Origin of the sequence: Nonomuraea soli, assembly GCF_013761175.1 — a bacterium.
Classification (GTDB): Bacteria; Actinomycetota; Actinomycetes; order Streptosporangiales; family Streptosporangiaceae; genus Nonomuraea; species Nonomuraea soli.
The window spans coordinates 58,816-76,560 of the sequence record NZ_JACDUR010000011.1; the positions used below are offsets into that span (position 1 = coordinate 58,816).

Here is a 17,745-nt window from a genome sequence, read left to right on the forward strand (position 1 = left end):
GGAGAGGAACATCATGACCGCGCTGCAGGAGCTGTCCGGCGACCACATCTTCGCCATCCCCGTCGCCGGCCAGGCCACCGCCAGCACCCCCGACGAATTCACCGCGTTCGTTGCCCCCTTCAAGATGAAGATCACCCGCGTGCGGTGGGTGCCCAAGGCGGCCATCACCGCCAACGTGACCAACTACTTCACCCTCACCCTGCGCAACCGCGGCGCCGCCGGCGCCGGCGCAGGCCTGCCCGCCCAGCGCTCCTACGCCGCCGGCAACAGCTCGGCGTTCGTCGGCGAGGACATGACCCTGTCGGGCACCGCCGCCGACCTCCTGCTGGCCGCCGGCGACGTCCTCACCGTCGAGAAACTGGTCGCGGCCAGCGGCCTGGCGATGCCCGCCGGCACCGTCCAGATCTACGCCCAGGCGCGCTGATGGCCGGCGCCATCATCCGCTCCGTCGCGCTCACGGGCTCCGACCAGACCGTCCGCGCCGCGTCGAGCGTCTACCGCGGCATCACCGTGCGCGAGACCGGCGCCGGCGCGGCCACGATCAGGCTGTTCGACCACGCCAGCGCCGCCTCAGGCGTCCTGCTGGAGACCATCGCCCTGGCCCAGGGCGAATCACTCTCGCTGGCGTACCCGGCGGGCGTGTGGGCTGAGAACGGCATCTACGCCGACATCACCGGCAGCGTCGAGGGATCGGTCCGCTACGGATGAGCACCGCCCTGCGCATCCGCCGGACCGCTCCCGCGCTCCTGGCGCACACCTTCTACGAGGGAGAGACCCCGGCCGACGCCGCCGGCGCCGTGGCGGTGACCGTCACCGACGCCGCCGGCGTCAGCGTCGCGACCGGCGACGCCACGCACGCCGGCGCGGGCACCGGCCGGTACACCTTCCATCTGGCTGGCCAGGCTCAGCTGGCACTGCTGACGGTCACCTGGTCGGGGACGATCGGCGGCAGCGCGGTGACCGAGTCGGACCAGGTCGAGATCGTCGGCGGGCACCTGTTCACCCTCGTGGAAGGCCGCGGTTCAGACGAGACCCTGGCCAGCCCGGCCAAGTACTCGACCGCTGACCTGATCGAGGCCCGCCAGGAAGTGGAGGAAGAGCTCGAGAGGATCACCGGCCGATCCTGGACGCCTCGCTACCGGCGGCTGATCCTTCCCGGCACCGGCACCTGGGACCTGGTCCTACCGGACGGGGGAGATGAGTACGTCGCCAGCATGCTCCTTCGAGGCGTGCGGAGCATCCGCTCAGCGGGAATTCAGCACGCCCCGGGCGCGGCCGTGACCCCGCTGAGCGCCGGCGAGCTCGCCGCCCTGGCCGTCGCCGGCGACGGCCAGGTCCGCCGCACCGATGGCCGAACCTGGACCTCCGGCGTCGGCAACGTCGTCATCGAGTACGAGTACGGCTCGGACGCGGCGCCGGCCGACCTCGTCAAGGCCGCCCTGGTGCGCTTCCGCTCGCGGCTCAACATCGCCAGGTCGGGCGTGCCCGACCGAGCGATCTCCTTTCAGGTCACCGAGGGAGGCACCTACCGCCTATCGACGCCATCGGCAGACCGGACCGGTATTCCGGAAGTCGACGCGGTCTACCACCGGTACGCCCGCGGCGCTGGAGGCGGCCAGGGAGGCGGGCCCGCGCCTGCCTCCCGCACCCTCGACTACACCCCCCAGCACCGCAGCCTCTTCCACGGCGGCCACCCATGACCGCCACCAACGCCGTAGTCATCAAGCGCGCCCTGCTGACCCTCATCGAGGGCCTGGCCCTCGGAGACGTGCAGGTCGGGTACGGCCCGCCAGCCAACCCAGAGAGAGACTTCGTCTACCTCGGAGGCCTGCGAGGGCCCCTCACACCGCTGACCTTCCGCGCAGGCGGCCGCCTCCCGCGCGAGGAACAGCTGACCCTCGACCTGCACCTGGTCGTGACCCGCCCAGGCGGCACCGAGGAAGAGACCGAGACAGCCGCCGCCGACCTGATCACGCCCATCCTCGAGGCCGTGTCCGCCGAGCCGACGCTCGGCGCCACCCCCGGCCTGCTGTCCATCGTCCCTTCGCGGCTCGAGCTGCAGTCCGGCCGCGACGACGACGCGTGCAGTACCTGGCTCACCCTGACCTGGACCATCCGCTCCTACGTGAAATGAGGGACTATGTCCGACAAGATCAAATGCAAGGTCGTCGGTACGCAGGAGATCGACGGCGTACCTCCGGGCGAAGAGGTCGAGCTCGACCCGACCATGATCAACGTTCGCGCCCTGGTCTACGCCGGTCTGGTCGAGGTCGTCAGCAAGGGCGTCGACGTCAACGCGCTGCCCGACCCGACCCCCGACCGGCGCGTCCGCCAGGCGGTCCTGACGGCTGAGGAACCGCCGGCGTCTCAGGCGCAGTCGGCGCGCGGAAGCCGTACCGCGAGCGGCTCGAGCTCTGACGCGGGGTCCTGATGGCGCCCACGGTCCTGACAGACGCGTTCTGCTACGTCCAGGGGCACGACTTCACCACCGACACCAACCGGCTCGGCTTCAGCGGGGAGGCCGTCGCTCAGGACCGGTCGACGTTCGGTACAGACGGCTGGACTGCCCTGATCGCCGGCCTGAAGTCGCACACCTTCGACATGGCCGGCTTCTGGGAGTCGGCGGCCGCCGACGCGGTCGACCCGGAGGCCTTCGCCGACATCGGCGTGCCCAACCGCGTGTTCACCTTCGGCCCGATCGAGACCGAGGGATCGCCCGCCTACATCTGTCAGGCCGGCCACTTCAACTACCAGCTCCTGGGCGCTCACGGGGAGATCGCCCCGTTCTCGCTGACCAGCCAGGGCAGCGACGGCGCCGGCATCCTGCGCGGCCAGCTGGCCAAGGCCAAGGGCGCCGTCAACGCCACGGGTGTGCTCGGCAGCGTGCTCGCCCTGGGCAACGTCCCGGCCGGCCAGTACCTCTACGCGACCTTCCACGTGTTCGCCGCCGGCACGACCATCACCGCGCAGCTGCAGTCCGATGACGCGGTGGGATTCGCCTCGCCGACGCTGCGCGCCACCCTGGGCCCGATCACGGCCCGCGGCGGCACCTGGGCCGTGCGCGTCCCCGGCCCGCTGGCCGAGACTCACTACCGGCTCAACATCTCGGCGATCACCGGCAGCTTCACCGTCGCCGGCGCCATCGCCATCGGCAAGTAGTCCTCGCTCGCACCCGCCAGCCCTGGCGGGCCTTCGTCATGCCCTGGAGGTACATCGTGTCCGTGATGGTCCTGTTCAACGCATTCGTCGAGATCAACGCCGTCAACATGTCCGGCTGGGGCAAGCAGGGTGCCCTGGCCATGGAAGCGGCCGCGCTCGACGCCTCCGTCTTCGGCGACGGCTGGGTCAAGAACGTCGCCGGCATGAAGTCCGGCACGCTGAGCGTCGACTTCCTCGACGACTTCGCCGCCTCTCAGCTGGACTCGCTGCTGTGGCCGCTGTTCGGCACCGTCGTGGCCTTCAAGGTCCGCCCCGACGCGGGGGCGATCAGCACCAGCAACCCCCAGTACAGCGGCAGCATCCTGCTCAACCAGCACAACGTCGGCGGCAGTCTCGGCGAGCTCGCCGCTAAGAGCCTGAGCCTGCCCCTGTCGGGCGCCGTCACCCGGGCAACGGCATAACCAATGTCCGCCGAGCTCAAGAAGCTCATCGCGGACTTCGGCAAGCTCCCGCCGGACCTGCGCAAGGAGATCCGCCAGGGCGCCAACGAGATCGGCCAGCCGGTCCTGTCCGCTGTCCGAGCGCGCGCCTCCTGGTCGAGCCGCATCCCTGCGGCCACCCGCATCAGCACGCGTTTCGGAGCCAAGACGGCCGGCGTGACGGTGCGCACGTCGGCCAGGCGCGCACCGCACGCCCGGCCGTACGAGCACGGCGGCATGGCCGGCACCTTCCGCGTGCCGGTCTACCGGCGCAAGGGCCGCCGCACCCCCTGGGTAGACCGCGCCGCTCGCCCGTTCTTCACCCCTGGCGTGCTCGCCGCTGAGGGCGACGTCGTCGACGCCTTCAAGTCCATCGTCATCCGCGTCGGCCGTGCGAACGGCTGGCATTGAGAGAAAGATCCACATGACCAGTTCGAGAGACCGCATCCTGGGCAGACCCGCCCCCACCGCGGTGTACAAGCTCCGCGTGGCAGACACCGCCGCGGCGGCGCAAGCTCTGACCGACGCCCAGAGCGAGCTGGGCATCCTCCTGGTATCGGGGGAGGGCGATGAGGCCACACTCGAGCGCGCCCGCGACCGGCTGGCCAGCGCTCGGGCCGACCTTGAGGCGTGCTTCGAGCCCATCGTGTGCACCGCCATGGCGCCGGCCGACTTCGAGGGCCTGGTCGCCAAGCACCCGCCCCGCGAGGACCACCCCGAGGACGAGACGTGGAACATGAGCACGTTCCCTCACGAGCTCTTCGCCAAGTGCGCTCCGGACTACCTGACCCCGGAAGAGTGGGCGGAGTGGCTGAAGACCCGGGTCAACGAGGGTGAGCAGGTGGGCCTGGTCAACACGGCAATCAAGGCCAACACCAGGTCCATGGACGAATCTATCCCAAAAGACTGGACGTCGATGCTCAGCTAGAGCTCGAGCTCGACGTCGCGGCCGCCTACCGCATCCCGCACAGCCAGTTCCTGCGCTGGCGTGAAGACGACCGCGACAAAGCGATCTGGCAGCACATCCGAGCTGGCCAGACATGCGGCGCGTGTGGAACCAGGCGCGCTGAGTGGGACCCGGCCCAGGGCGGCCACCCCGCCGCCTACATCGCGACCACGGAGCGGTGCGAGGGCTGCCATCAGCGGCACGCGGCAGGCAAGGACCTCGACCCCGGCATGTACATACGGCTCAAGCGCAATCCGGAGGTGGTGACAAAGCGTGAAAAGGCAAGTCGACCTCGAGACGAACATCGACGGTGACCCGAAAGGGTTCAACACCGCCGCCAGGTCCGCCCAGGAGTCAGCCCGGCGCCTCGAGCGGGAGAACGCCAAGTTGGAGGCACGGCTCAAGACCCTGAACCGGCAGATGGCCACCAGCGGCAAGAGCGCCTCTCTCATGCGCGGCGAACTGCGCACGCTCATCGCGGCAGGCGCGCTACTTGCGCCGAAGTTCGCGGCCGCCGGCGCCGGCGCCGTGGCGTTCGCAGCCCTCGCGGCGCCGGCCATCATGCGCGTGGTCGCCGCCCAGTCGGAGATGGGCGACAACTGGGGCAGCATGTCGCGCCAGGAGAAGATCGCCGCGTCCGGCTTGCGGCAGCTCATCGACCGCTACAAGACCCTGGCGAAGTCCGTCGAGCCCGAAGTACTCGGCGCATGGAACGCAGGCCTTGGCGTGACCAACAGCCTGTTGCCGCGCCTGGTACCGCTCACCAAGGCCATGGCCAGCGAGCTCAAGGAGTTCGCCAACGAGGCCGAAGACGCCCTCAACTCCGAGCGCGCCGACCAGTTCTTCAGCTTCCTCGAGCGCGAGGCCGGTCCCGCGATGGACCAGCTCGGCGACACCACCGGCAGCGTCGTCGGCGCCGCGATGTCCCTCACCGAGAGCCTCGCCCCGCTGGCCACCGCCGGACTCGGAGTCGTCGGCATGGCCGCCGACCTGGTCAGCATTCTGAGTGACATGTCGCCCGAGCTGGCCCAGGCCGCCGTGCTCACCGCAGCTCTACACGGCCCGATCGGCGGCGCCATCGACGGCATGGGCCGTCTGGCTGGCCGTACGAAGGAGGTCGCGGCCACCCAGAAGGGCGCGAGCCTGGCCACGAAGGCGCTCAACCTGGCGGCCGCCGCGGGCCCGAACCTGTATGTCGCCGCCGGCGTCGCGCTCGGCTTCCTGGCCATCAAGGCCATGTCGGCCAAGTCCAACACCGACAAGCTGGTCGACTCGCTGACCGTCGCCAACCGCGCGACCGGCAACAACGTGAGCGGCTACGAGAAGCTGGCCAACGTCCTGGGCGTCGAGGTCAACAAGCGCCTGGACCAGCAGGCGACCCTCTACAAGAACATGACGGAGGCGTACAAGGCCAACCGCAACAGCGTCAACGCTGAGGTCGTCGGGCAGGCCCGCGCCGCCTACGCCGCTGAGCAGGAGGCCAAGAAGCTCGCGGAGGCTCAGCAGGAGGTCCTGGAGTCCTACAACAACACCGTGCAGGGCGCCGACGCCCTCGCCGCGAAGTATGGCCTCACCCGCGAGCAGGCCTTGCGCCTGGCGGACGCGGTCGGCGTGAACCTGTCCAAGGGCGTGCTGGAAAACGGCCAGATCACCGCTGCCACGGCGGCCAAATTCGATCGCTACCGCGCCGCCGTCGAGATGGCCCAGAGCCCCACAGCCGTGCTGAGCCAGGCCTGGAAGGACGCCTCCAACTCCGGTCTCGACTTCAAGCTCAACGTCGAGGGCCTCAACAACGCGCTCAACGCGATGTTCAACCCGTCGATCGCGGCCTACAACGCCACGACCCAGCTCGCGGAGGCGATGGCCCGCGCCAAGGAGGCGGTCAAGGAGAGCAAGGGCTCCCTGGACCTGGCGAGCGAAGCCGGCCGCAACGCCCGCGCCGCCTTCGGTGCGTACGCCAAGCAGACCGCCGACACCGCCGCGTCGATCTACAACATGAACCTGCGCACCAAGGGAGCCGAAGCAGCGACCAAGGCCGCCCGCGAGGCTGTGCTCGCGCAGCTGCCCACCCTGGCCGACCTCGCCGGCAAGAACGCGTCCGCGCAGAACCAGGTGGCGCGACTGGCCGCGACCTTCGGAATCAGCGGCAAGCAGGCCCAGGACGCAGGCGTCAAAGTCTTCTCCCTGGCCCAGAAGATCAACCGGCTGCAGAGCAAGACCGTCAGCATCAAGGTCCAGACCGGAGCGGCGACCGCCGCCGTGCAGGACTGGGTACGCGACAACAGCGGCAAGACGGTCAACGTCTACCTGCGCACGGTCGGAGGCGGCCGCATGGTGGCCAGCGCAGGCGCGACCGGCGGCCTGGTCAAGGACGGCATCATCCGGCGCAGCGCCGGCGGACCCATCTCAGGCCCCGGCACCGGCACCAGCGACGACGTGCCCGCCTGGTTGAGCAACGGCGAGTACGTCATCAACGCCGCGTCGACCAAGAAGTACAAGCCGCTCATCGAGGCGATCAACCGGGATCGCTACGCCGCCGGCGGACCGGTCACCCGCCGCGGCGCCGGCGTCATCCGCGGATACGCCGAGGGCGGCCTGGTCGAAGACGTCCCTCTCGGCGAGATGGTCTCGCGGTTCATGGGCGGCAAGGCGATCACCAAGTCGACGTGGAACAAGACGGTGCGGTCCTACCACGACGCCGTCGACCAGCTGCGCCGCGCCGAGCGCAAGCTCGCTGCGGACCGCAAGGCCGGCAAGAGCGCGAAGACGATCGCTGACGATGAGGCCCGCGTGCGCAAGGAGCGGCGAGACCTGGCCACCGCCACCGAGAAGCTCAGGGCGACCGAGGCCGCCTACCGCAAGGCCAAGCTCACCCCCGCCGCCCGGCTCGGCGCGTCCCTGACGCTCGGCATCAAGAACACCGCGGCCTTCATCAAGAACCTCGAGACGATCGCCTCCAGAGGCTTCCCGGAGCTGGCCCAGCAACTGCTGGCCATGGGCGGCGCCGACGCCGAGAAGTACGCCGCCAGCGCCGCCAAGCTCTCCACCAGCAAGCTCGGCGCGCTCAACAAGCAGGTCAAGACCGCGGCCAAGCAACAGGAGCGCCTCGAGCAGATGCCGGCCATCCTCGCGGTCAAGGCCGCGCGGAAGAACGGGGCGACCACCCTGGCCAAGATCGTCGCTACCACCGGCCTGAGCGAGCAACAGGTCGGCGAGGCCTACGCCGCGATGGGGTACGCCCGCGGCGGCATCGTGACCGGCCCCGGCACCAGCCGCTCCGACTCCATACCGGCGATGCTGAGCCGCGGCGAGTACGTCGTGAACGCCGCGGCGACCGCTCAGCACCGCCAGCTCCTGGACGCCATCAACAGCGGCCGCGCCACCTCGCCGGCCGCCGCCGGCGGTATCGCTGAGGTCCGCGTGGTCCTCGACGCCAGCGGCGCCCACTCCAATCACATGCTCCGCGCGTTGCGTGAGATGGTCCGCCTCCACGGCGGCGGCAACGTGCAGGTCGCCCTGGGGAAGGTGAGATAAATGCCCTGGCCCACCGACCCGCTCCCCGTCAAGGTCGAACTCCAGCTCGGTGGCATCTGGACGAACGTCACCAGCTACACGAAGCTGGCCAGCGACATCGTCATCAGCCGCGGCCGCGACGACGAAGCATCCGGCCTCGACCACGGCAAGATGACGCTCTCCCTGCTCAACACGGACGGCCGGTTCTCCCCGCGCAACCCCACGGGCCCGTACTACGGCCTGCTGGGCCGCAACACCCCGGTCCGCGTCTCCGTGCTCGGCGGACCCACCGCCCTCGAGGTCGACGGGACCGCCACCTCCAAGGCCACCACGCCGGACAACGCCGCGGTGTCCATCACGGGCGACCTCGACGTCCGCCTGGACGTCACGCTCTCCTCCTGGCGCGCAGAGACGGGCCTGGCAGGAAAGTGGGGGACCGCCACCAACCAGCGCTCGTGGGTCTTGTACCTGGCCCAGAGCGGCAGCCTCGTCTTCGCCAGGTCGCCTGACGGCACGGCCGGCTGGCCTGCCCAGGTGTCCACCGTGCCCGTACCCATCCCCGCCAGTGGCCGCCTGGCCGTCCGCGCCACCATCGACGTCAACAACGGCGCGTCGGGCTTCACCGTCGCCTTCTACACCGCGCCGACGATGGCCGGCCCGTGGACCCAGCTCGGCGCATCCGTCGTCGTCGCCGGCGCCACGTCCATCTTCGACTCGACCGCCCCCATCGAGGTCGGCGAGGTCGACGGACTGCTACCCCTGGGCATCGCCGGCCGCGTCCACGCCTTCCAGCTCCTGAACGGCATCGCTGGGCCCGCGGTTGCCAACCCCGACTTCACCGCCCAGACGCCCGGGGCCGCCAGCTTCGCCGACGCCGCCGGCCGCACATGGACAGTCAGCGCGCCCGCAGAGATCACTAACCGCATCGCCCGCTACGCAGGCGAGATCTCGGAATGGCCGTCCTCATGGGATCTCACCGGTACCGATGTCGAGGTCTCCGTCGAGGCCGCCGGCATCGTGCGCCGCCTGAGCCAGGGAGTCTCGCCGCTGGAGTCCGCCCTACGCAGGGCCATCACCAGGAGCACCACGAACCTCGTGGCCTACTGGCCCTGCGAGGACGGCGACCAGGCCACCGAGCTCGCCTCAGGCCTGGTCGGCGGAAGCCCGCTCCGCATCGTCGGCACGCCCGATCTGGCGAGTTTCACGGGATTCGCAGCCTCCGCGCCGCTGCCCCTCTTGAAGGGCTCGGAGTGGTCGGGCACCGTGCCCTCCTACCCGGTCTCCCAAGCCGTCCAGACCCGATGGTTGCTCGCGGTCCCCGCTGCAGGAGTCGGCAACCAGACCCTCATCAGGGTGCGCACATCCGGCTCGGCGAACATCATCCACGCCGACTACGGCACCGGCGGCACTCTGCGCGTCCAGGTGTTCAACGACAGCACGGTCCTGGCCGACTCCGGTTACCAGCCTTTCAACGTCAACGGCAAGCTGTTGCGCGCCAGTCTCGAGCTGTTCCAGAACGGCGCGAACGTCGACGCCACGCTGGCCATCGTGCCTGTGGGAGAGAGCACCGGTTCCACTGTCACCGTCACCGCCACCGGCCGGACCCTGGGCCAGGCCAAACGCGTCGTCGTCTCCCCTGACGGCGGAATCGATGATGTGGCGATCGGCCACGTCACCGTGCAGTCGGTGGTCACCACGCTCTTCGATCTCGGCGCCCAGTCCGGCGGGTACGTCGGCGAGACGGCCGGCCGACGTATCCAGCGCCTGTGCCTCGAGGAAGGGGTCGCGCACGCCAGCGTGGGCGACCCCGACGACACCGTCCCCATGGGGGCCCAGCCCGTGGCCACCTTCGTGGACCTGCTCACGGAGGCGGCCGCCACCGATGGCGGCCTACTCTACGAGACCCGCGAACGGCTCGGGCTCACCTACCGGCCACGCAGCGCCCGCTACAACGCGGCCGTCGCCCTGGCCCTGTCCTACCCGGGCGGCCACATCAGCCCGCCGTTCAAGCCCACCGAGGACGATGCCGACGCCCGCAACGACATCACGATCTCCCGCTCGGGAGGGAGCTCGGCGCGAGCCGTACTGGAGTCCGGCCCGTTGTCGGTCCAGGCGCCACCCGCAGGCATCGGCCGGTACGACTCGGGCGCCACGATCAACGTCCGGTCGGACGGCCAGCTGCCCGATCACGCCTGGTGGCGCCTGCACCTGGGCACCTGGGACGAAGCCCGGTATCCGCGCGTGGGCATGGACCTCAACCGCAACTCGGCGCTCCTGCAGCAGGTGTCCGCGCTCGACTCCGGGGACCGCATCACGATCAGCCACACCTTGCCCTGGCTGGCGCCCGGCCTGGTGGATCTGGCCGTGCTCGGCTACACCGAGCGCCTGGCCGCCTTCGAGTGGGGACTGGAGTTCAACTGCAGCCCGGCCCGGCCGTACGACGTCGCGGTCTACGGCACCGGCCGGTACGGCAGCGCCGGCGCCCAGCTGGCCGCCGGCGTCAACACCGTGGCGACCTCGCTCAGCGTCGCGACCACGCTGAGCCCGCTGTGGACCACCGATGCCGCCGACATGCCCTTCGACATCGTGATCGGCGGGGAGCGCATGACGGTCACCGCCATCTCGGGCGCGAGCTCACCCCAGACCTTCACGGTTACCCGGTCGGTCAACGGGGTCGTGAAGGCACATCTGACCGGCGCGAAGGTCGACCAGTTCGCCGTCGCCCGCTACGCCCTGTAGGAGGCCCGATGCCGCCCCTGCTCGCAGGAGCCAAGATTCGGGGCGCGGACTTCCCCGCGTCCCAGTACGCCGCTGACACGACCACGATCAGCGGCATCGTCTCGACGACGCCGGCCGCCGGCAGCCCCGAGGTGTCGGTGACGTTCATCGCGCCGACGTCGGGCAGTGTCCTGCTCAGCGTCGGCCTGTCCGCCCGTTGCGCCACCGGCGGCAACCGCACGTTCCTCGCGCCCGAGGTCCGCCTCACCAACGTGGCCGGCGCCGTGGTGGTCGCCGCGAGCTCCGTCGCGCCGCGCGGGGTCTCCTGCCCTGGCGAGCCGAGCGTGTTCCCCTACCGGACCAGGACCACCTTGCTGACCGGCCTAACTCCTGGTCAGCAGTACTTCGCCCGCACGATGCACTGGGCCAGCGCCGCCAGCCCGGCCGTCGACCTCCAGGTCCGCGACATCACCGTCACGCCCACCCCACTCGGCGGCAACCGAGCCGGCACACCGATCAACGCCCTCGACTTCAGCCCGGCGGTATTCGCCCAGAACACCACGCAGATCGACAACCCGGTCAACACCGCGTACGCGTCGGCAGCGCCTGAGGTGAGCGTGACCTTCGTCGCGCCCACGAGTGGCCGCGCGCTCCTGGTCGTCGGAGGCGGCGCCGGCAACAGCGCCGCTGGCAACAGGATCTTCCTGGCGCCCGAGGTCCGCGTCGGCACGGTCGCCGGCGACGTCGTGCTCTCCCCGTCCGTCACCCTGCGCGGTTGGAGCTCGGACCGGTCGGCGGCCGCCTTTAACTACGGATCACGGGAGTCGCTCTTGGAAGGCCTCATCCCCGGCACCACGTACTTCGCGAGGGTCATGCACGCGGTCAGCGCGGACGGCGGCACCAACACCCAGGACATGGCCGCCCGTGACATCGCCGTGGTGCCCTGCTCATGAGCGGAGTCGACGGGCAGATCGTCCGCGCGGGGGAGACCCCGCCATCCGCCTCCGACGCCGACGACACGGTCCTCGCGCAGATCACCAACGACGTCTACCTCCCCGGCATCCCCGAGGTCGGCACGACGTTCGTGGCGCCGGCGAGCGGCCGCGTGCGCATGACCGTCAGCGCGGGCCTGCGCGACAACGGGACCGCGCCTCGCGCCAGGATCTTCGTCAGCCCTCAGGTCTTCCGCGGGACGTCGGCCGCTGGCGTCGAGGTGCTGGCCCCCAGCGTCACCTTCCGCGGGGTCGCCTCCAACCGCGAGAACGTCGAGTTCCAGTACGGCTCACGCGTCGCCCTCATGACCGGCCTGACCCCCGGCGAGACGTACTACGCGCGGCTCATGCACCTGGCCACGCCGATCGCCGACCCCTCCGACACCGCCGACATCGCCGTCCGCGACATCACCGTCATCCCCGTCCCCTGACCAGGAGTCGCCGCCGATGATCATCCGTCGTCTGGTCGCCCGCCTGCCCGACTGGGTCCAGCGTCAGCCCATCAGCGTGATGTGCGCCCTCCTGGGCTTCCCCAGCGGCCTGGCGGCGCTGATCGGCCCGGTCAGCTCGCGAGCCCTCGACACCGTCCTACCGTCCTGGGCGCGCCTGCTCTGGGCTGGCTGCCTGATCGTGGGCTGCCTCGCATGGAGCGTCGGACTCACCTCCATGAAACGCATCGCCGACCGGCTGGTCATCACTCGCGAGGCCTCCATGATCTTCGGACTGCAGCTCATCAGCATGGCGGCCATCGTCTACGCCACCACGATCATCATCACCGCCGGCTGGGCAGGCGTCCTGGCCGCGTGGCCCCTCACGGTCGTCGCCGGCGGCACCGCCGTACAACAGGCCGTCCTGGCCAACGACAGGGACGCCTCGCGTGGCCGTTGACATCGGCCAGCTACTCGGACTGTTCATGACCGGCGGCGCCGGCGCCGCGGTGGTGAGCCTGATCGCCAACCGGCGCAAGGCGGCATCGGACGTCAACGTCGCCACCTTCGCCACGTTGAAGGAGATGAACGGCCTACTCACGACCCAGCTGGCCGACGTCCAGGCCCAGCTGGACGCCGAGCGCACCGCTCGCCGCGACCTCGAGGACCAGCTTGCCGCTGAGCGCCGAGCCCGGCGTGCCGACGTCGACGCCCTCACCGCGCGCATCGCCGCACTCGAGCGCACCCTCCCCAAGGAAGGAGAGCCGTGACCGTCATCCACGGCAAGCTGCACGTCCCCGGTGGCGGCCAGGCGCACGGCGCCGCGGTCGTCATCACTCTGGTCGACCAGGCCGGCTGGCCGACGCCCGGGTTCCGCGCGCCAGACCTCGAGCTGGTCGGCCAGGCCGCGCCTGCCGTACAGCCAGACGGCTCATGGAGCGTCGACCTGCTCCCGAACGGCTCCGTCGTCGCGGCCGCCGGCGGCACCCTCTACCGCGTCGAGGAACGCGTCGCGGTCGGGGTCGGCGCCGTCTACTACATCAGCGTCCCAGCATCCGGAACACCCTGGGTGGGAGACCTGCGCGTCAGCCTCCCCGGCGAGGCGCCCGCGCTGATCACGGGGTATCTGCCGCTCGCCGGCGGGACGCTCACCGGTCCGCTGATCCTCGCTGACGACTCGCCGGCGGCATCCCAGGACTGGGTCACCGAGAACGGGCCCGCAGGCCCACAAGGACCCCAGGGTCCTGCTGGGCCGCAGGGCGTACAGGGGGAGACCGGACCGGCCGGCGCGCAGGGCTCCCAAGGCGTGCAGGGTCCGCAAGGTGTGCAGGGACCGGCTGGCCCAGCTGGCGAGACCGGTCCCGCCGGCGCTCCCGCGCCCGTGCCGTACGTCCGCGCCGCCTACGTCACCGCGGGGGACCTCACCTATCCCGACACCGGCGGCAACTGGCAGGTCCTGTCCGGCTTCCCCACGCTGCAGGTGCCGGCCGTGGCGGGCGAACACGTCGAGCTCTCCGTGACGTGCATGCTCAACCCTCCCGGCGACGCCCTGACCGACTTCGCCGTGGTGGTCGACGGCGCTCCCGTCCGGTACCTGTCCAACGGCAGCGCCTCGCCGGCCTTCGAGGGGGAGCCGGCGCTCCATCCCTTCCCTGGCACCTTCCGAGCGCCAGGAGTGACGAAGGGCTGGGCCGTCACCTCCGGCGACCTCGACGACGGCGCCGTCACCGTCGCCGTGGTGACCAAGAGCGCCGGCGTCGGGACCATCTACGCCTCCGCGCTGTGGCCCTGGTACTGGCGGCTGATCAACTACCGATCGACCCTGTGAGGGAGTCCCGCATGACCATCAGCATCGTCACCCGCAAGGACTGGGACGCGCGCCCACCGCGAGACGAGTACGTGCCCCTCTCGGGAACGAAGGGTGTGAAGATCCACTACACCGGCGGGTACGTCGACCCGCGGCTGGTGAGCGACCACGGCAGGTGCCTGGCCCTCATGCGGCAGATCCAGAACCATCACATGGACGTCAACGGCTGGGCCGACTTCGCCTACTCCTACGCAGCGTGCTGGCACCGGAAGGTCCTCCTGGGCCGCGGGCCCGGCATCCTCGTGGCCGCTAACGGCAAGGGCCTCAACAGCGCCCACTACGCCGTGATCGGGCTCGTGGGCGACAGCGGCCTGACCGCCCCCAACGACGACATGCTCCACGCCATCCTCGACGCCGTACAGCTCCTGCGCGAGCGAGGCGGCGCCGGCAACGAGATCAAGGGCCACCGCGACGGCTACAACACCGACTGCCCTGGCACGCCCCTGTACGACTGGGTACGGCGCGGCGCACCGCGGCCTGGCTCCCTGCCGACCAAGAAGCCTGGCAAGAGCGCGCCGGCGTTCCCTGGCCGGCTCCTGCGCTACCCGCCGTCCATGCACGGCGCGGACGTCTACGTCTGGCAGAGCCAGATGAGGGACCGCGGCTGGAACCTGATCCCGGATGGCACGTACGGTCCGCGGTCCAAGGAGGTGTGCGTCGCCTTCCAGACCGAGTGCATCGCCGAAGGGGTCGGCATCGGGGCCGTCGACGGCATCGTGGGTGAGAGGACCTGGCGGGCCAGCTGGGAGAAACCCGTCACCTGAGAGTCCCCGACATGGGTAGGGCCCTCGACCTCTGCGGAGGTCGAGGGCCCTTTTTCTGCGCGTACTGGGCCAGGGGGGAGCCCCTCCGTCGCCCCGCCTGGCCAGTTCCCACATCCCTCGCGTGCGCTTCATGCCGCCGGTGATCGGCATGTAGCGACCGATACGGACAGTATGCGCGCCTACACGGCCAGTCCATATCGCCACGTGTAACGCATCGCTAACAATCAGCCACGCCTGCCGCTGCAGTCCCCGAGCCGATCGTCAACGCGAGCGGCTCCCTCGGACGGCGCCAGCAGGCGTGGCCTGAGCGCCGCGTCGAAGGGCATAGCGAAGAGCACGCCAGCTTCCTCGACGACCAGTGCGCAGGCGGACAGATCAGCGGCCGGCGGCTCGGCTTCCGCGGATGAGCACGCCGCGATCGGCAGCGCCACGGCGACGGCGGCAAGAGCTTTGGTGATCTTCACGGGTCGTCCCTTCGTGTGGGGGTCGTGGGGGTCGGTCGGTGGGGGCATCGAGGGCCTTGAGAGCGCGAACCCCCAGGGAGGCGTGGCACCCCCACACCCCCACAGCGAGGTGGCTTCCGCTGGTGAGCGCCTGTGTGGGTGCCACGCGGCGGCTGTGGGGGTGTGGGGGGCCACGTGTGACCCTCACGGGCCTGCTGTGGGGGTCAGGCTGCGGTCCATGCCGCCACCTCTGGCGGTACGGCGAGCTCGCCGCGCCGGATGGCGTCGGCAGCGTCCTCCAGGTGGCCGCGCTCGTAGCCGCGGCGCCGCCGGCCTCCGCGCTCGAAGGCGTTCGGGAGGGGCTGGACGCCGAGCGCGCCCAGGAGCGCGCCGAGCTCGGTGTCGGTGACGTCGAGCAGGCGCGCGAGACGCTCGGTGTGCAGGCGCCCCTGGTCCCAGCGCACCTCGAGGGCGCGCTCGAGGATCTCGGGCAGCGGCTCGCCGCCGTCGACCGCGCGCACCTGCTCAGCGCGCAACGGCGGCCGCGACTCCTCCCGCGCCGCGTCCCGCATGGTGGGACTGGTCGACGGGCGCCGCGTGACGGGCGTTCCCCATCCTGCGGTGACGCCGTCGCTGGGGAGCAGGCGCAGGTGGTCGCGGCGGGAGACGGTGCCCGGCCGGCGACGCTCGGGCAGCAGGTCCTGGCCGTCGACGTCGACGGGCTCGTTACCAGCCGGGTACCACAGCTCGCCCTCGCCGTACGGCAGCTCGACCGGCTCGGGAGGCGTCAGGCGCCCGCGCTCGGCGGGGGTGGAGAACAGCCAGCGCATCCGCTCGAGGCGCGTCTCGTAGGCCTGCCCGGCGACTCGGACCGCGTCGCCGTCGACGTCGGGCCTGTGTTCGGCGATCTGCACCGCGGCGGTCTCGATGTCGCTGGGCAGCATGTAGTAGGCCTTGAAGACGCGCACTGGCCCGCCGGCGGCCTGCAGGAAGCCTGAGCCTTGCTCGGTGGCGTCGGCAGGCGTGACGCCCTTGCGGTAGCCGAAGAGAAAGTCGATCTCGGACTGGTCGAAGACACGCATCGTGGCCCGGTTGGCGCACTGCTTGAGCACGTCGGTGCTGAGCGCCGTCGAGATCGACCTCAGAACGCTCAACACGGCGTTGCATGCCTCGTTGCCGCCGATGTCCACGAGCGTCTCCAGCCGCTTGCGGATCTGGCGCGTGACCTCATCGGTGATTTTGGTACCGAGGACCTCTTTGCCCTCATCGAGAATCAGGAGGATCTGGGGCAGCTCGCGCGAGACGGGCAACAGCTGGACGTTGGCGCGGGCCTTGAGCTCGCTGTGGGCGCTCTTGCGGTCGACGGCGATGTCGATGAGGGCCTGGACCATGAGGAGCGCCTCCTCCTTGCATGGCGCCGCCCAGTCGATGGCAGGCCGCTCGGTACGGCCCTGCAGCCAGGGACGCAGCCACGCCCTGCTGATGCCGCCGCCGTTGAGGTCCAGGTGCCAGACCACGCAGTTGTCGGCGGCGCCGGCGTCGTTGGTGACGTTGTGCAGGGTGCCCGACTTCCCGCTGCGCTTCTGGCCGGCGAGCACCGTGGTGTTCTCGCGGACCGCGATGGTCGCGGTGGTGCCGTCGCGGTGAAGTCCGAGCCGAATGGTGTCGGGGTCGGTGATGGACCTGCCGAGCCGGATGCCGGGGTGCGGGATGACGTCGGCCAGCCGGTTGACGGTGGCCACGTCCATCCACAGCGAACCCCGGTACGGCCCCGGCCGGAACGCCACGTTGCAGCCGTGCGGCAGACGCGCATCTTCGGCCAGGCCGGTCGTGGCGTTGGCGAGCGCCGCGGTGGAAGAGCTGCCGAGCGGCTGCACCACCAGAGCCGAGAAGCCCGCGTCGGCCGGTCAGGTGATGATCTCCTCAATGGTGACGCGCAGGCGGGCTACGCGCCGGATGCGCGCTGCCCAGTCGGCCGCCAGGGCGACGTGACGTCTGGCCAGCTTCCCGCCGAGCACCTGGTCGTTGTGGAGCGCGCCCGTCACGGAAGGCCGCGGCTTGGGCGGCCTGGTGAGCACGGGAGCCCACAGCGCCGCGGCCAGGGCGCCAACGCCGAGCACGCCCAGGGTGATGGCGTCGAGCACTCCGAAGGCCAGACCCCAGGTCATCCACCCGCAAGCGCCGAGCCAGAACACCAGCTTGTAGGCCAGTGCTGAGGGCGCGGCATCCTGACCTCCGAAGAACGTGGCCAGGGCAGCCAGGAACGCGATCACGAGCGGCCAGACCCAGCTGACCCCGACCTCATGCCCGATGCCGGCGGCCGCGGCCACGGCGAGCGCCGCCAGGGCGCTGGCACTCCAGCGGCCACGCGGCCGGATCGACCAGTCGGCGCGCGGCTGCGTGCGTGCTGAGGACGTCTTGCTCACCCGAAGTGAT

20 protein-coding genes are annotated in these 17,745 nt (G+C 70.6%); 17 read left to right on the plus strand and 3 right to left on the minus strand.

Annotated elements, in window-relative coordinates:
- The first annotated feature begins 13 nt into the window (after positions 1-13).
- The 17 genes from HNR30_RS43535 to HNR30_RS43615 all read left to right on the plus strand — a co-directional run bounded on the left by HNR30_RS43535 (position 14) and on the right by HNR30_RS43615 (position 14,866).
- Positions 14-424, plus strand: a complete 411-nt coding sequence (locus HNR30_RS43535; RefSeq protein ID WP_181616097.1) for a hypothetical protein — start codon at positions 14-16, stop codon at positions 422-424.
- On the plus strand, positions 424-708 hold the full coding sequence (locus HNR30_RS43540; RefSeq protein WP_181616098.1) for a hypothetical protein: 285 nt from the start codon (positions 424-426) through the stop codon (positions 706-708). The genes HNR30_RS43535 and HNR30_RS43540 overlap by 1 nt, the downstream gene beginning before the upstream one ends.
- Positions 705-1,700, plus strand: a complete 996-nt coding sequence (locus HNR30_RS43545) for a hypothetical protein (protein WP_181616099.1) — start codon at positions 705-707, stop codon at positions 1,698-1,700. The genes HNR30_RS43540 and HNR30_RS43545 overlap by 4 nt, the downstream gene beginning before the upstream one ends.
- Entirely contained in the window at positions 1,697-2,134 is a 438-nt protein-coding gene (locus tag HNR30_RS43550; RefSeq protein WP_181616100.1) for a hypothetical protein, read from the plus strand. Before HNR30_RS43545 ends, HNR30_RS43550 begins: the two co-directional genes overlap by 4 nt.
- A gap of 6 nt (positions 2,135-2,140) precedes the next feature.
- On the plus strand, positions 2,141-2,431 hold the full coding sequence (locus HNR30_RS43555; protein WP_181616101.1) for a hypothetical protein: 291 nt from the start codon (positions 2,141-2,143) through the stop codon (positions 2,429-2,431).
- Positions 2,431-3,159, plus strand: a complete 729-nt coding sequence (locus HNR30_RS43560) for a hypothetical protein (protein ID WP_181616102.1) — start codon at positions 2,431-2,433, stop codon at positions 3,157-3,159. The genes HNR30_RS43555 and HNR30_RS43560 overlap by 1 nt, the downstream gene beginning before the upstream one ends.
- 56 nt (positions 3,160-3,215) lie before the next feature.
- Complete coding sequence (locus tag HNR30_RS43565; protein ID WP_181616103.1) at positions 3,216-3,620, plus strand: hypothetical protein; 405 nt, start codon at positions 3,216-3,218, stop codon at positions 3,618-3,620.
- Positions 3,621-3,623: 3 nt separating this feature from the next.
- Positions 3,624-4,049, plus strand: coding sequence for an HK97 gp10 family phage protein (locus HNR30_RS43570; protein ID WP_181616104.1), 426 nt, complete (start codon positions 3,624-3,626; stop codon positions 4,047-4,049).
- Between the two features lie 13 nt (positions 4,050-4,062).
- Positions 4,063-4,566, plus strand: a complete 504-nt coding sequence (locus tag HNR30_RS43575) for a hypothetical protein (protein ID WP_181616105.1) — start codon at positions 4,063-4,065, stop codon at positions 4,564-4,566.
- 291 nt (positions 4,567-4,857) lie between these two features.
- Positions 4,858-8,118, plus strand: a complete 3,261-nt coding sequence (locus HNR30_RS43580) for a hypothetical protein (RefSeq protein ID WP_181616106.1) — start codon at positions 4,858-4,860, stop codon at positions 8,116-8,118.
- Positions 8,119-10,836, plus strand: coding sequence for a hypothetical protein (locus HNR30_RS43585; protein WP_181616107.1), 2,718 nt, complete (start codon positions 8,119-8,121; stop codon positions 10,834-10,836).
- Between the two features lie 8 nt (positions 10,837-10,844).
- A complete protein-coding gene (locus tag HNR30_RS43590; protein ID WP_181616108.1) occupies positions 10,845-11,768 on the plus strand; it encodes a hypothetical protein in 924 nt (307 codons plus the stop codon).
- Positions 11,765-12,238: a hypothetical protein gene (locus HNR30_RS43595; RefSeq protein ID WP_181616109.1), complete on the plus strand. Its 474-nt coding sequence runs from the start codon at positions 11,765-11,767 to the stop codon at positions 12,236-12,238. The genes HNR30_RS43590 and HNR30_RS43595 overlap by 4 nt, the downstream gene beginning before the upstream one ends.
- 16 nt (positions 12,239-12,254) lie before the next feature.
- Positions 12,255-12,695, plus strand: a complete 441-nt coding sequence (locus HNR30_RS43600) for a hypothetical protein (RefSeq protein WP_181616110.1) — start codon at positions 12,255-12,257, stop codon at positions 12,693-12,695.
- Positions 12,685-13,005 carry a hypothetical protein gene (locus HNR30_RS43605; protein WP_181616111.1) on the plus strand — a complete coding sequence of 107 codons (321 nt, stop codon included), beginning with the start codon at positions 12,685-12,687 and terminating at the stop codon, positions 13,003-13,005. The genes HNR30_RS43600 and HNR30_RS43605 overlap by 11 nt, the downstream gene beginning before the upstream one ends.
- Positions 13,002-14,063, plus strand: a complete 1,062-nt coding sequence (locus tag HNR30_RS49790) for a collagen-like protein (RefSeq protein WP_220134691.1) — start codon at positions 13,002-13,004, stop codon at positions 14,061-14,063. Before HNR30_RS43605 ends, HNR30_RS49790 begins: the two co-directional genes overlap by 4 nt.
- A gap of 11 nt (positions 14,064-14,074) precedes the next feature.
- A complete protein-coding gene (locus HNR30_RS43615) occupies positions 14,075-14,866 on the plus strand; it encodes a peptidoglycan recognition protein family protein (RefSeq protein WP_181616112.1) in 792 nt (263 codons plus the stop codon).
- 224 nt (positions 14,867-15,090) lie between these two features.
- On the opposite strand, the gene HNR30_RS43620 is transcribed toward HNR30_RS43615, so the two are convergent.
- The 3 genes from HNR30_RS43620 to HNR30_RS43630 all read right to left on the minus strand — a co-directional run bounded on the left by HNR30_RS43620 (position 15,091) and on the right by HNR30_RS43630 (position 17,735).
- Positions 15,091-15,330: a hypothetical protein gene (locus HNR30_RS43620; RefSeq protein ID WP_181616113.1), complete on the minus strand. Its 240-nt coding sequence runs from the start codon at positions 15,328-15,330 to the stop codon at positions 15,091-15,093.
- A 203-nt stretch (positions 15,331-15,533) separates the two neighbouring features.
- On the minus strand, positions 15,534-17,186 hold the full coding sequence (locus tag HNR30_RS43625) for a hypothetical protein (RefSeq protein WP_181616114.1): 1,653 nt from the start codon (positions 17,184-17,186) through the stop codon (positions 15,534-15,536).
- Positions 17,187-17,216: 30 nt separating this feature from the next.
- The gene (locus tag HNR30_RS43630; RefSeq protein ID WP_181616115.1) at positions 17,217-17,735 is read right to left on the minus strand and encodes a hypothetical protein; all 519 of its coding nucleotides are present in this window, start codon (positions 17,733-17,735) and stop codon (positions 17,217-17,219) included.
- Positions 17,736-17,745 lie beyond the last annotated feature (10 nt).